Here is a 14,275-nt window from a genome sequence, read left to right as displayed (position 1 = left end):
TCAGAGGCTTGACCAGCGGGCCGCGGTTGATCACTTGGAGCGTTGTGTTGAGGAGCGGTCGGTGAGTGTGCGTCCTGCGCCTGGCGATATGGCTTATCTGACTGCGCTGCTGCCGATGCCGCAGGCGGTTGCAGCCTACGCGAACCTGAAGAAGTCGGCGCAGTCCGTCATCGCCACGGGCGATGCTGGCGGTCGGTCGCAGGGCCAGGTCGCTGCGGACCTGCTGGTCGAACGTCTGACGGGGCAGGAGTCGGCTGCGGCGGTGCCGACCGAGGTTCACCTCATCATGCAGGCGAGCAGCCTGTTCGAGCCGGGGGAGGAGCCTGCGTGGTTCCCTGGGGTTGGTCCGATTCCGGCCAAGGTTGCGCGTGACTTCGTGGCCGAGAACGACGCCGCAGTCTTCCTGCGCCGCCTCTACACGCGGCCCGAGGACGGACAGTTGGTGCGCATGGACTCGCGCCGCAGGGAGTTCGCCGGTCTGCTCAGGCGCATGGTCGTCATCCGCGACGATGTGTGCCGCTCGCCGTGGTGCGAGGCTCCGATCAGGCAGACCGATCACGCGGTCTCTTTCGCCGCCGGCGGAGACACCGACTGGGACAACTCCTCCGGCCTGTGCGCGGCCTGCAACTACGCGAAGGAACTCGACGGATGGCGGCACGATGCCACCCCGGATGCGCTTGAAGTGGTCACGCCCACGGGCCACCGGTACCGCTCGCGCACCAAACCGATCAGTGAGCCCGACCCGGGCTTGGTCCACGGCGAGGTCGTCGGCGAGACGACCGGCCCGCCGCGGATTCCGGCAGGAGCCGGTCCGCCGGGGATTCCGGCAGGAGCCGGTCCGCCGGGGTTTCCGGCGGGAACTGGTCCGCCGAGCCCGGTGGTCGGGTCCGACCTGCCATCGACCGACCCACCAGCCACTGAGGCTGGAACACCACCACCGACAGCAAAGATCGGGGAGACGACGACACCGGCAGACGGGGCCGGAGGGACTCCACCGACCGCTGACTCCGGCGTGACACCACCGGCGGAGGGGGTCGAAGAGACTGACGACCCGACGTGGCAGGTGCACATTCCCTGGCGATACATTCGCCGGGCCGAGCAGCCCCCACCGTTGAGGCTCGGGCGGACGACCGTCAGTGTCGATGTCTACGACGCCGATTACGAACCGCTGAGTCCGATCGAGAAGTCGCTCCTCACCGGAATCCGCAAGCACCTCGGACTCCGGTGAGGCGGGCGGCAGACGGTAGACACCGAAAGTTCAACTGTTCGTCTCCCGTCTCAGCTAAGGTGATGGCCATGAGCGAGGCGAACGGGCCCTCCTTGGCCGACGATCAGCACTCCGCGCCCCCGGTTGGTCAGGACTCCGCGCCCCCGGCCGACGACGTCTCGGTTGACGTTGTCTGGGGTCTCCCCGCCGGCCTCGGACCGTACTGGGAAGCGGTGCCCTCCAGCCCCGGCGTCTCGGGAGTCCTCCCGCCGCGCAGCGAGGTCGAGGAGCTCTACCGTGCCGCGGCCGCCGAACCGCCCCTGAACGAAGACCCCGAATACGCGAAGCTCTTCGCCGACGTCTACGATGTCTCTGTTCGCAACGGCCAGGTGCTGATGGCCCTGACCCGGGCCCGAACCGACGGCCGACTGACGTCTTTCGCCTATGGCCACTACTGGAAATGGGAAGAACAGAAGTATCCGTGGGCATTCGAGCTCCAAAGCAGTCTCGGCGAGAGCTCGCTCGACCTCGAATCGACGTTCGCGCTCAACCTCCTCGCCCGAGATCCGAACCATCGCAACCGCGGAATCGGGCGGCGAACGCTCGAAACCTGGCTGCAAGAAGTCGTTGGTTACGGCTGCTGGCTGCAGACCGATGACATCGACAGCTCTGCCCGTCGCCTCTATTCGAGTCTCGGCTTCACAGACCTCGGCCACGGTCCTAAGGCCCCGAACGGACGCCCTGGCCTCGTGATGCATCGCCCGGCCAGGTGACGAGCGGCTGATGCTGGTCCATTGGTGAACTCGACTGAGGTCCGACGAAATGCTGCGGCCCTGGGCAGCACAGAATACTTGACCGCGCAGAATTCATGACCACACAGGGCGCTGGGCTGTCCGATCACTAGGATGGGCATTATGCGTGATGACGACCCCACATCGACAGGCCCGATGACGAGCTCTGAACTGACCGAAGCTGAGCAGAGCGAATCCGAGCAGACCGAAGCTGAGATGCCCGAAGACGAGAACCTCTGGCTCGAAGACATCCACGGCGATGACCAGCTCGCCTGGGTCAAGGACCAGAACCAGAAGACGCTCGCTCGTTTCCACGACGACCTCTTCGACTCCATTGCCGGGGACCTGCGCACCGCGCTCGACTCCGACGACCGGATCCCGATGGTCACCAAACGCGGCGACCACTTCTTCAACTTCTGGCGCGACAAGACCAATCCCAAAGGCCTGTGGCGACGCACCACCTGGGACAGCTACCGCACCGAGGCTCCTGACTGGGAGATCCTCCTCGACATCGACGAACTCGCCGCCCGCGAGGACACCGGCTGGGTCTGGGCCGGTGCAATGGTGCGCCGCAGCGACAACCGCCGCGCTCTCGTCCTCCTCTCACCCGACGGAGGAGACTCACACCGCGTCCGCGAATTCGACGTCGTCGACAAAGCATTCGTCGACGGCGGCTTCGACATCCCCGCTGCGAAGACCCGGCTGGCCTGGCTCGACGACGACACCGTCCTCGTGGCGACAGAGACCGACGAGGACTCGCTGACCACCTCCTCCTACCCTCGCCAAGCCCGCGTGCTGCGGCGCGGCCAGGACATCGCCGAGGCCCCGATCGTCGCCGAGGTTCCCCGCGACCACGTCGCCATCTTCGTCGGCAGCGATGTGCGACCCGGCGACGAGACCACGGACCGTGCCGTCATCGTCGACGCTCTCGACTTCTTCAACTCCCGGCTGAGCTTCGTCGATCTCGATGAGATCAGGACGGCCGACGGCTCGCTGCCGACCGATCCCGAAGCCTGGTCGAACGCGCTCACCACGGTCGACGTCCCCACCGACGTCGAGGTCGGCTTCGAACGCGACCTCGTCCTCTTCCGATCCCAGTCGACCTGGACCGCCACCACCGCCGAGGTTCCCGCCGGAGGTCTCGCCGTCGCGGACATCGCCGACGTCAAGGCCGGCCGGATCAACCCGCGGGTGATCTTCGCCCCCGACTCCCACACCTCCCTGCAGTCGTTCACCTTCACCCGCGACTACCTCGTCCTCGAACTGCTCGCCGACGTCCAGTCGAGGCTCACTGTCCTCGACCTGCGCAACGACTTCTCCACATCCACACTGCCCGGAGTGCCCGCCAACCACATGGTCGGACTCGGTGCCGTCGACAAGTTCGACCCGGCCACCGCCAACGACTATTGGATGGTGAGCACCGGATTCCTCACCCCCTCAACCCTGTCGTACGGGACGCTCGGCGCTGATCCCGGAGACACCCACTCCGCCGAGGTGGTCAAGCCCGAGACGTCCGGGCCAGCGGTGCCCAGCCCCGAGGTGGTCAAGTCCGCACCCGCCTTGTTCCCGGCCGAAGGGCTGAGCGTCGAACAGCACTTCGCCACCAGCACCGACGGCACGACGATCCCGTACTTCCAGATCGGTTCCGAGGACCTCGAACTCGACGGCAACAACCCGACTCTGCTCGACGGCTACGGTGGTTTCGAAGTCAGCCGCACACCCGGTTATTCGCCCGTTGTGGGCATCGGCTGGCTGGGCAGAAGCGCCCTCGGGCAGGCCACTACTTCGATGCCATCCGGCCGCCGTGGCGTCTACGTCCTGGCCAACATCCGAGGCGGCGGCGAATACGGCCCCGAATGGCACACCTCGGCGATGCGGGAGAACCGGATGCGCTGCTACGAGGACTACTCTGCCGTCGCCCGCGATCTCATCGACCGCGGCGTGGCTAGCCCGCAGAAACTCGCCTGCGCCGGCGGCTCGAACGGCGGCCTGCTGGTCGGGAACATGCTCACCCAGTACCCCGAACTCTTCGGCGCTGTCTCATGCGGCGTCCCACTGCTCGACATGCGCCGGTATACGAAGCTGAGCGCCGGCTACTCGTGGAAGGCCGAGTACGGCGACCCCGACATCGCCGAGGACTGGGAGTTCATCCGCCGTTTCTCTCCCTACCACCTCATCGAAGACGACCGGAACTACCCGCCGGTGCTGTTCTGGACGGCGACCTCGGATGACAGGGTCGGACCTGTCCAAGCCCGAAAGATGGCCGCCCGAATGCAGGCGAAGGGGATCGAAGACGTGTGGTTCTTCGAAGACACCGAAGGCGGGCATTCGGCCGCCTCGGACAATGAGCAGACCGCGTTCACCCGAGCCCTGAGCTACCGCTTTCTGTGGAACGCACTGACAGGGGAGTAGGTTGGGAGACATGACGAACGAGACGCAGGAATTCCACGGCGAGTACAAGGTCATCGGCGGCAAACTCGTCGTCGCCGATGTCACCACCGACGGCCGGACCATCACCGAGGTGAAGATCTCAGGTGACTTCTTCCTCGAACCCGAGGAAGCCTACTTCGACCTCGCCCCGGCACTCGTCGGCGCCAGCGTCACCGCCGACAATGCCACTCTGCGTCACCGCCTCGACGACGCCCTGGCAGGCTACGGCTCCGAACTGGCGATGCACGGGTTCTCCACCGCCGACATCGCCACCGTCGTCCGCCGTGCCCTCGGTTCGGCCGCGAACTTCACCGACTTCGACTGGCAGGTCATCCGCGGTGAAGTGCTGCCCACCCAACTCAACGTCGCCCTCGACCAGGTGCTGCTCGAAGAGGTCGCGGCCGGCCGCCGTCAGCCGACCCTGCGCTTCTGGGAATGGGACGACACCGCCACCGTCATCGGCGCCTTCCAGTCCTATGTCAACGAACTGCGCCCCGAAGGCGTGGAGAAGTACGACGTGCAGGTCGTCCGCCGCATCTCCGGGGGAGGGGCCATGTTCATGGAGGGCGGCAACTGCATCACCTACTCGATGTTCGTCCCACCCTCCCTCGTCGCCGGCCTCGACTACGAAGAGTCCTACGTCTTCCTCGACCAGTGGGTGCTCGCGGCGCTGAAGACCCTCGGCGTCGAAGCCTTCTACAAACCGATCAACGACATCTCCTCGACCGGCGGCAAGATCGGCGGTGCCGCGCAGAAGCGGCTGCGCGACGGCACGCTCCTCCACCACGCGACGATGAGCTACGACATCGACGCCGACAAGATGGTCGAAGTCCTGCGCATCGGCGAAGCGAAGATCTCGGACAAGGGCGTGGCGAGCGCGAAGAAACGCGTCGACCCGCTGCGCAGCCAGACCGGTGAGGCCCGCAAGGACATCATCGACGTCATGGCCGACACCTTCGCCAGCCGCTACGGAGCCAGCTACGGCACCTACACTCAAGCGGAACTCGACCGGGCCCAGGAACTCGTCGACGAGAAGTTCGCCACGGAGACATGGACGCACCGCGTCCCGTGACGGTTAGGGCTGACTTCCGCGGCACGATCGTCGCCCTCGGCGGGGGCGGGTTCTCGATGTCGGAGACAGGGGAGTCAGCCATCGACGGCGCTCTGCTGCGGATGGCGCGGAACCGCCGACAGACGGTGCCGAGGCGGGAGAGCAGTCCCGAACTCCCACACATGTGCTTCGTCTCCACCGCCTCCGGCGACAGTCGGGACTACATCGGACGCTTCGAAGCCGCTTTCGCGGGGAGGGCCCAGACTCATGTGCTCTCCCTGTTCGGACAGAGCCCGTGGGACTACCAGGACCCGGCGATGCTCGAGGACATGGACCTCGTCTACGTCGGCGGCGGATCGACGGCGAACCTGCTGGCCCTGTGGCGCCGGCACGGCGTCGACGAGAACATGCGCCGAGCCGCTGCCGGTGGGACGATCCTCGCGGGCATCAGCGCGGGAGCCAACTGCTGGTTCGACGCCTCATCGACGGACTCCTTCGGTTCGCTCGCCCCGCTGCACGACGGGCTCGGATTCCTGCAAGGGAGTGCGTGCCCCCATTTCCACGGCGAACCCGGACGGGAGGAGTCCTTCCTCCGCTGGATCGCCGATGAGAGTCTGCCCGGCCCCGGGATCGCCATCGACGACCATGCCGCTGTCGTCTACGTCGACGGCGAGGCCACCTCGGTGATGGTGGAATCCGACGGTGCGCAGGCCTATGCCGTCGACGAGGGCGGCTCGCTTCGGCTCCTCGACGAACTGCTGCGGGTCAGCGCCGTCGACGTCGACGGGTGAACCGGGGAGGAAATCAACCCGGACCGATCGTCGAATCACGCCCGGCGGTCTGTAGGATTGGGAACCAATCACGTCCCCTTCACGAGGAGAACCATGCGCCAGGTCGAACCGTCCGTTGAACTGCTCGCCAAGCCCAGCATCGACTGGGAAGCGATGAGGACTTACCTCGACGAGGTGGGCGGAACCTCCTGGGCCGATCGTGTCGAAGATGCCGAGTCGCCCGACGCCGAGGATCTCCTCGAGTTCTCCGGACGCATGTGCTACCGCTCGTGGGAGCCCGGACTCAACCCGAACGTGTCCCGCGTGCGCACCGATTCGGCGCAGTACCTGGGCAATGTGGTGAAATCCCAGCACGGCTCGGTCCTCGAGCACGCGAACTTCACTTTCGTCCTCCACAACGTCTCCCGTGTGCTCACCCACGAGCTCATCCGCCACCGCGCGGGCTCGGCGTTCTCGCAGGAGTCGCTGCGCTACGTCCGCCTGGCCGACATCCCGTTCTGGTTCCCCGAATGGGCGCGCGAGGACCCCGAGCTCATGGAGCGCAGCCTCAAGGTCCTCGACACCCTCGAGGAGCACCAGAAGTGGATGGCCGAGCACTTCGAACTCGACGAGGACGGCACGAAGTTCTCGCACAAGAAGCACATGACCTCGTTCATGCGCCGCTTCGCCCCCGAGGGACTGGCCACCGGCATCGTCTACACCGCGAACCTGCGCTCGCTGCGCCACGTCATCGAGATGCGCACGGCCAAGGGCGCCGAGGAGGAGATCCGCCTCATCTTCAACAAGATCGGTGAGGTGATGCGGGAAGAGGCTCCCGCGGTCTTCGCCGACTACGAGGTCGTCGACGGAGAATGGATCCCCGGCACCCGCAAGGCCTGAGACCGGACCCGTGGGACTCGAGACCGGACCCGTGGGACTCGAGACAGGGCCCGCTCCACCCACCAGCAGCACCGCGCCGCCACTACCATCACCCGACGGTGAAGTCGGGCAGAGATCAGGAGGAACTCCCATGGCCGACATCTATGCAGCGCAGCTCGATCCCGGCAAGCTCGAGGTCATCACCGAGTGGGTGAAGCGACAGGACTGGGCCGTCGAGCTCGACCTCGAAGCGAATCCGCTCGAGACGGTCACCGCGTACCGGTTCGACGATCCCGCTGGTGAGGTGGGCATCGAAGTGCACATCGTGGCCAGCGGCGACCAGCTGCTGCAGGTTCCGCTGACCTACCGCGCGGCCCCGCTCGAGGGCGGAGACGATGCCTTCGTCGCGAACATGGAGCACTCGATCCTCGGCAAGCGCTGGGTGTACGCGGGCATGGGCGATCCACTCTTCCGCCAGCGCCTCGACCACACCATCGCCACCGCGTCGACCGCAGCGAAGCAGTATCGCGTCGATGACGCGGGCAATAGGCAGAATGAGATCACCGAGGTGGCCCACGCCTTCGGAACGGGGCCTCTGCCCGGCGCCGGGGACGTTGAGATCCTCTACCGGCTCTCGCCCGAATCCCCGGCCGAGAAGTCCGACGCCGGTCTTCTGCTGGGACGCTGGGACGGGCAGGACACGAACGTGGTTCTCGCAATCATGGTGTGAGGAGACGATGAGCGAGAACTGCATCTTCTGCCAGATCGTCGCAGGTGAGGCGCCGAGCGCACCGATCGCCGAGACCGATTCGACGTTCGCGTTCATGGACATCCAGCCGGGATCGGACGGGCATCTGCTCGTCGTGCCCAAGCGGCACAGCACGGACCTGCGCGATATCCCTGCCGACGATCTGGCCGCCGTGGCAGTCGAGTCACAGCGCATCGCCACACACGCCTTCGACGCGTGGGGCGCCGACGGGGTCAACCTCCTCAACTGCTGCGGGGCCGAAGCGTGGCAGTCCGTGTTCCACTTCCACATGCATGTCATCCCTCGCTACCGCGACAAGGACCGCGACCGCCTGCGACTGCCGTTCGAACCCGGCGTCCGCGGAGATCAGGAGCTCATCGTTGGGCTCGCCGCGAGCATTCGGGAGTCACTGAGCCACGGATGAGGCGAAGGTCGCCGAGGCGGCCGATGGGGTCCCCGTGAACCTTTGAGCATCCCGGGCGGGCCGACGTCACCCAGCGCTGCTCATCGGGCAAGGTCGATGATCGTCATCCCGGCCGTACGAGCCGGGATGTTCATCGCCTCCATCGCCTCCGGTGCCTCTGCGAGGCCGATGACGTTGGTGACGAGATCCTGCGGCCGCAGCCTGTCCTGGACGACGAGGTCGACGAGCTCGGGGTACTCGGCGGCAGACATCCCGTGCGAACCGAGCACACTGAGTTCGAGTGCGATCACCCGCGGCACATCGACGACGGGTTCATCCGGCAGCAGACCGATCTGCACATGCCGGCCCAGGGGAGCAAGCGCCCCGATCGCGGCTCTGATCGTATCCGCCCGACCCAGCGCGTCGACGGTCACAGCCACCCCATCGGGGTCGGTCGACGCGAACTGTGCGACCACCTCGGCGCTGAGATCCTCCGGACTGAGATCGCGGGCATTGACGGTGTGCGCGGCGCCGAGCTCACGGGCGGAGGCCAGGGCAGCATCGTTGACGTCGACGGCGACGATCTTCGCGCCGAGGGCGCGGGCGATCATGACCGTCGACAGCCCCACTCCGCCGCAGCCGAACACGGCCACCGTCTCACCGGCGGCCAGCCGAGCGCGCACGCACAGCCCGTGGAAGGCCGTGGCGAAACGGCACCCGAGCCCGACCACCGCGGCCGCCGGCAGATCCTCGGGCACGGCGACGAGGTTGGCGTCGGCATTGTGGATGACGACCTGATCCGCCCACGATCCGTTGTGGGTGAAACCCGGCTGCGTCTGCTCCGGGCACACCTGTGCATCGCCGTTGACGCACCACTGGCACGTTCCGCACCCGCAGACGAAGGGCACCGTCACGCGCTGGCCGACGTGGAATCCCGTGACACCCGACCCTGCCGAGGCGACCCGACCGACGAGCTCATGCCCGGGAACATGGGGCAGGGTGATCGTCGGGTCGTGGCCCGCCCACGCGTGGTGATCGCTGCGGCACACCCCGGTGGCCTCGACGTCGATGACCACCCCCGCATCGGGAGCGGTGGGTGCGTCGATGTCCCTCAGCTGGGGTCGGGCAGAGAACTGATCGAAGATGATGGCGCGCATACGCCTGATCGTAGGTGGTGTAGTCGGCCGGAACCGCACGTGTCCGCTCTGTGGCGGTAGGGGTGACGAGGCGGCCCACGATGTGTGCGCCGACGGGGCTGCCGACAGCTCAGCACCGACACGTCGCCGACAGCTCAGCGCGGATGCACCCCGGCCGCGGCGAGTACCTCGAGCAGGCGCCGACGCAGCTCCTGTGCCCGGGCGGAGAACTCCTTCTGCCGCGCCATGTACTCGGCCTTGCCCGCTGCGGTCTCGATGGCGACGACTCCGTAACCCCATCCGCGCAGGTCATACGGGGAGGCCTCCATGTCGAGGGTGCGGATGTCGAGTGCCAGGTCGAAGCAGTCGACGACGAGGGCCGAGTCCGCGATCGGCGAGATCTTCATCGCCCACTTGTACAGGTCCATCCCTGCGTGCAGGCAGCCGGGCTGTTCGTTGGCGACCATGCCTTCACGGCTCGGCTGCAGGGTGTTGAGCGGCCTGGCCGGTGCGGTGAAGAAGCGGAACGCATCATGGTGGGAGCACTGGATCCGGTGGCCCTCGACCACGGCGTCGGTCTCGGCCGGGCTCAGGCGCAGCGGCACCTGCTGATGCCGCCGTTCCTCGTCGGTCAGACGGTAGACCATCGCCCATTCGTGGATGCCGAAGCACCCGAAGTTCGCCTCCCGATCCAGCGTCGATGCCAGCAGGGAGGCGATGAACTTCGCCCCGTCCCCACGGTCGGCACGCCAGGAATCGAGGTCCACCTCGGCGATCTTCCGGTCATCATCGATGCGATACCAGCGCCGGTCGAAGTACCGACGATCAGCCTCGGTGAGCAGTTCGATGCGCGCCCCTGGCCCGGGATGCCATTTCTTCAGCTGCCCGACCTTGAACGGGTAGTAGGTGAAGAGGAAATCCTCGACCGGATGGGTCTCCTGCCGCATCCGCCGTGCAATGTGCGCATCCGTGCGCTCGCCGATCGCGGCCTCGTGGGCATCGCGCAGCGGCCGCCACACAGAGGCAGGCACGACACCATCGCCGAGGCGGCCCGACCCAAGGTCGGCGCGCTCGGTTGCGATGGGGGTCACGGACGGTGCTGAGGTCACCGATCCATTGTCCCAGACGGTGGGTGGGCACGCATGTCCGCCGGGCACGGGGCGGAGAGGCTCAGTGTCCCGAACGTTTCGTACCCTTCTGCGCCGGTGCGGCCAACGGGTCCTCCGGCCACGGGTGCTTCGGGTAGCGGCCCCGGTTCTCGGCCCTGACGTGGGCATATGCATTCGTCCAGAATGATGCGAGGTCGCTCGTCACTGCGAGGGGTCGCCCGGCAGGGGAGAGGAGGTGCATCGTCACCGGCACCCGGCCCTCGCAGATGCGGGGAACATCGGTCCACCCGAAGCACTCCTGGAGCTTGACGGCGAGGACGGGGCTCCCGGCCGCGCCGTCGGTCCCGGTGCTGCCGGCTTCATTACTGTCGCCCTCGGGGCTGAACCCATCGGGATCGGCATAGTCGAGGCGGATGCGTGAGCCGGTCGGCACCTCGAGATGAGTCGGAGCGAGTTCGTCGAGGCGGGCCGGCTCGGGCCAGGGCAGCAGTGTGCGCAGCGCGGTGACGAGGTCGACCCGGCCGGGATCGGTGCCCCTCGCGATCCGGTCGAGGGCCTCGGGGCACCAGTCGGGCAGCGTCTGCGACAGGTGCTGCCAGCCGACATCAGGCCACGGCTCACCGAAGACATTGCGCAGCAGACCGAGTCGTGCGCGCAGCGATTCGAAGGCTTCCGACGGTCTCAGCACCTCTCTCGCGCCGCGTTCGCCCACCGATTCGGCGATGGCTCGACGCGCCAGTTCGGCGCTCGCCCGAATCGGGGTGGCCGAGAGCTCGATCCCGCCGAGGCGCTCCCGCCGGATGGCGCGGACCTTGCCGTCGTCGAAGGTCGCGCTCTCCTCCGTGGCCAGCAGCCCAGCACCGGCGAGCTCAGCGACGTCCTGATCGATAGGGGCCGCGGCGCGGATGATCGCGCGCTGGCCGGTCAGTCCCACCTCGGCGATGGCCAACCATGGACTGCCCTGCAGGGAAGAATCGCGTGGCAGGGTGGCGGCGGTGCCCGAGGCGAGCAGATATTCGGAGTCCGAAGAGCTGCGCAGACGAGCGATCTGCAGCGGGAAGGACAGGGCGGTGACGAGCCCGAGATCGTCGGGGGTGAGGGTGCCGCCGCTCGGCGCAGTGCCGTTGTTCGACGCGAACTCGCGCGCCAGCCCGGCGAAACGCTTTCGGTCTTGAGCGAAGCGGGCGTCTTTGCTGCGTCGCAACTGCCGCAGAAGTGCTGTGAGATCGGCGCCGGGAGCCCGCTGATCGGACTCGATGACCGCGATGGCTTCGGCTGCGAGTCCCGGAGAGAGCAGCGACGCCCCGTCGAGGAGACCCCGCGCCGACCACACCGAAGAGGGAATCGTCGCGATCGCCCGGCCGGTCTCGGTCACATGAAGATCGGAGATCGGGAGGTCGGCGGCACCGCGGACAGAATCGCGCTCGCCGCCAACGCCGGTGGGTTCGTCGGCGAGTTCCGGCGTTTCGACCGCACCCAGCGCCCCAAGGTTCTCGATTGCCTGCCGTTTCGGCCCCGATGGCAGAGGCTCGGGCAGCAGGGATTCATCCCCACCCCACGTGGCCAGCGCCAGCACCGCGGCGGTGAGGTCCGAGGTCGCGACCTCGGGCGGAGTGTGCTCGGGCAGGCTCGCCCAATCCGCCTCCGAGAGGCACCGATAGGCCACGCCAGGGCCCTGCCTGGCCGCGCGACCGGAACGCTGCGTGCCCGATGCCTTCGACTCGCGCATCGTCACCAGCCCCGACATGCGACGGCGCGTGTCCAATCGCGGACCGCGGGAGAGACCCGAGTCGACGACGATGCGCACACCCGGCACCGTCAGGGCCGACTCGGCCACTGAGGTCGTCACGATCACCCGCCGCACCGCATCCGAGCCGGTCGGGCGGAGGATCGCATCCTGCTCCTTCGACGGTGTCCGCCCGGTCAGCGTGTGCACCTCGACCGCCGAGGCAGCTGACTCCACACGCCGCCGCACACGAGAAGCCGCTTCGTCGACCTCACGGGCACCCGGTGCGAAGACGAGCACATCTCCGGCACTGTTCTCACGCAGCGCCTGCACGGTCGTCTCCGCCAGATGATCGAGGAAATCCCAGGTGACACCCCTGGCATCGAGCGGTCTCTGCTTCGCCGGCGCCCACCGGATCTCCAAGTGATGGGCATCGGCGGCCACCGACATGACCCGCGCGGGAGACTGCGGCCCGGCCCCGAGCCGCTGCGCCCACAACCCGGCATCGAGCGTCGCCGACATCACGACCAGCGACAGATCGGACCGGAGTTCGATGAGCTCCCGACACATCGCGAACGTGAGATCCGTGTCCAGCTGCCGCTCGTGCACCTCATCGAGCACGACCGCCGACACCCCGGACAGCTCCGGATCCCGCAGCAGCCGAGCCATGAGCACACCCGTGGTGACGAACTCGATGACCGTTGCAGCCGAGGTCCGCGACTCGCCGCGGACAGTGAAACCCACGACCTCGCCGAGGCGGGTCCCCGTCAGCGACACCAGTCGCCTGGCCGCGGCGCGGGCGGCCATCCGCCGCGGCTGAGTGACGATGATCCTCCCCGGTGCGACCCGAGCGTCGGCCGATCCGGACGATCCAGCCGATCCGACCGATCCAGCCGTTCCAGGCGATCCGGACGAGGACTGGGCGAGCACCTGGGCGATCAGCGGCGGGACGAGGGTGGTCTTGCCGGTGCCGGGAGGAGCCTCGACGACGAGCCTCGGGGAGGGGCCCACCTCGGCGATGGTGAGCTCATCGATGAGCTGGGCTGCGGGCAGGGAGCCGCCGATGCGGGCCAGGTCGAAGGTGTGCGGAGTGGGCGAATGCGGCATGGCACCAGTCTCTCAGCCCCGTCGCTCGAGCCGCGCAGCCCACTCCGCGAGAACTCGGTGAGAACCCGCGCGCGGAGGCGGGCCGTCACTGACTAGACTGGGGCACATGCGTATCGCCAGATTTGTGCATCAGGACGAACCCAAATACGGAGTGGTCGAAGGTGAGGTGCCGCCGATCGCCGACGGCAGCTGGGACACCTCAGGACTCGAACTCGCGGTCCTCGACTCGGACCCGTTCTTCTCTCCGGCCCAATCGACGGGGGAGAGGCTGAAGTTCGACGATGTGCGTCTGGTCAGCCCCATCCTGCCGCGGTCGAAGGTCATCGGCGTCGGCCGGAACTTCGCCGACCACGCCGCCGAACTCGGCAACGAGGTGCCGGTGTCCCCGCTGACCTTCTTCAAACCGAACACCGCCGTCATCGGCCCGGGCGACCCCATCCGTCTGCCCGCCATCAGCGAATACGTGAGCTACGAGGCCGAACTCGCCGTCATCATCGGCCGAGTGGCCAAAGGCGTGAAGGCCGAGAACGCCTTCGATCACGTGCTCGGCTACACCGCGGGCAACGACGTCACCCTGCGCGACATCCAGAAATCCGACAAGCAGTGGTCGCGGGCGAAGGGCTTCGACACCTCGTGCCCGCTGGGTCCGTGGATCGAAACCGAACTCGACGTCGACGATCTGGGCATCCGCTCCTGGGTCGACGGGGATCTCAAGCAGGACGGCACCACCGCCGACTTCATCTTCGACATCCCGACCCTCATCGAGCACCTGTCGGAGACGATCACCCTGCTGCCCGGCGACGTCATCCTCACCGGAACCCCCGCCGGAGTCGGCCAGATCGTGTCCGGCAACCGCGTCGACATCGCCATCGAGGGACTCGGCGTCCTGTCGAACCCGGTCATGGATGCCTGAGCCGA

General features: G+C 67.3%; 12 protein-coding genes. 9 read left to right on the top strand and 3 right to left on the bottom strand.

All coding sequences use genetic code 11. The annotated features are described in order from the left end of the window. Positions 1-88: 88 nt before the first annotated feature. From HK401_RS20865 to HK401_RS17270, 8 genes are all read left to right on the top strand, one after another. The gene (locus tag HK401_RS20865; RefSeq protein ID WP_258234296.1) at positions 89-1,228 is read left to right on the top strand and encodes an HNH endonuclease; all 1,140 of its coding nucleotides are present in this window, start codon (positions 89-91) and stop codon (positions 1,226-1,228) included. A 68-nt stretch (positions 1,229-1,296) separates the two neighbouring features. Continuing rightward, positions 1,297-1,980 carry a GNAT family N-acetyltransferase gene (locus HK401_RS17300; RefSeq protein WP_181275888.1) on the top strand — a complete coding sequence of 228 codons (684 nt, stop codon included), beginning with the start codon at positions 1,297-1,299 and terminating at the stop codon, positions 1,978-1,980. Between the two features lie 174 nt (positions 1,981-2,154). Further along, positions 2,155-4,410, top strand: coding sequence for a prolyl oligopeptidase family serine peptidase (locus tag HK401_RS17295; protein ID WP_181275887.1), 2,256 nt, complete (start codon positions 2,155-2,157; stop codon positions 4,408-4,410). Positions 4,411-4,420: 10 nt separating this feature from the next. Then, positions 4,421-5,500 carry a lipoate-protein ligase small subunit gene (gene lplB / locus HK401_RS17290; protein ID WP_181275886.1) on the top strand — a complete coding sequence of 360 codons (1,080 nt, stop codon included), beginning with the start codon at positions 4,421-4,423 and terminating at the stop codon, positions 5,498-5,500. Continuing rightward, positions 5,479-6,270, top strand: coding sequence for a Type 1 glutamine amidotransferase-like domain-containing protein (locus HK401_RS17285; protein WP_181275885.1), 792 nt, complete (start codon positions 5,479-5,481; stop codon positions 6,268-6,270). Before lplB ends, HK401_RS17285 begins: the two co-directional genes overlap by 22 nt. A 93-nt stretch (positions 6,271-6,363) precedes the next feature. Then, on the top strand, positions 6,364-7,149 hold the full coding sequence (gene thyX / locus HK401_RS17280) for an FAD-dependent thymidylate synthase (protein WP_181275884.1): 786 nt from the start codon (positions 6,364-6,366) through the stop codon (positions 7,147-7,149). A gap of 130 nt (positions 7,150-7,279) precedes the next feature. After that, positions 7,280-7,858 carry a maltokinase N-terminal cap-like domain-containing protein gene (locus HK401_RS17275; protein WP_181275883.1) on the top strand — a complete coding sequence of 193 codons (579 nt, stop codon included), beginning with the start codon at positions 7,280-7,282 and terminating at the stop codon, positions 7,856-7,858. A gap of 7 nt (positions 7,859-7,865) precedes the next feature. Next, complete coding sequence (locus HK401_RS17270; protein WP_181275882.1) at positions 7,866-8,300, top strand: HIT family protein; 435 nt, start codon at positions 7,866-7,868, stop codon at positions 8,298-8,300. Positions 8,301-8,380: 80 nt separating this feature from the next. Here the strand turns inward: HK401_RS17270 and HK401_RS17265 are convergent, their stop codons facing one another. The 3 genes from HK401_RS17265 to HK401_RS17255 all read right to left on the bottom strand — a co-directional run bounded on the left by HK401_RS17265 (position 8,381) and on the right by HK401_RS17255 (position 13,357). Further along, complete coding sequence (locus tag HK401_RS17265) at positions 8,381-9,436, bottom strand: zinc-binding dehydrogenase (RefSeq protein ID WP_181275881.1); 1,056 nt, start codon at positions 9,434-9,436, stop codon at positions 8,381-8,383. Between the two features lie 134 nt (positions 9,437-9,570). Continuing rightward, positions 9,571-10,524, bottom strand: a complete 954-nt coding sequence (locus tag HK401_RS17260; RefSeq protein WP_309136033.1) for a 3-methyladenine DNA glycosylase — start codon at positions 10,522-10,524, stop codon at positions 9,571-9,573. Between the two features lie 61 nt (positions 10,525-10,585). Next, a complete protein-coding gene (locus tag HK401_RS17255; protein WP_181275880.1) occupies positions 10,586-13,357 on the bottom strand; it encodes an ATP-dependent RNA helicase in 2,772 nt (923 codons plus the stop codon). Between the two features lie 106 nt (positions 13,358-13,463). Here HK401_RS17255 and HK401_RS17250 point away from each other — a divergent pair, with 106 nt between their 5' ends. After that, positions 13,464-14,270, top strand: a complete 807-nt coding sequence (locus tag HK401_RS17250; protein ID WP_166972824.1) for a fumarylacetoacetate hydrolase family protein — start codon at positions 13,464-13,466, stop codon at positions 14,268-14,270. Positions 14,271-14,275: the final 5 nt, after the last annotated feature.

This window comes from Brevibacterium oceani (assembly GCF_013623835.1).
In the GTDB taxonomy this organism is placed as follows: Bacteria; Actinomycetota; Actinomycetes; order Actinomycetales; family Brevibacteriaceae; genus Brevibacterium; species Brevibacterium oceani.
This window is presented reverse-complemented; position numbering and strand designations above follow the sequence as displayed.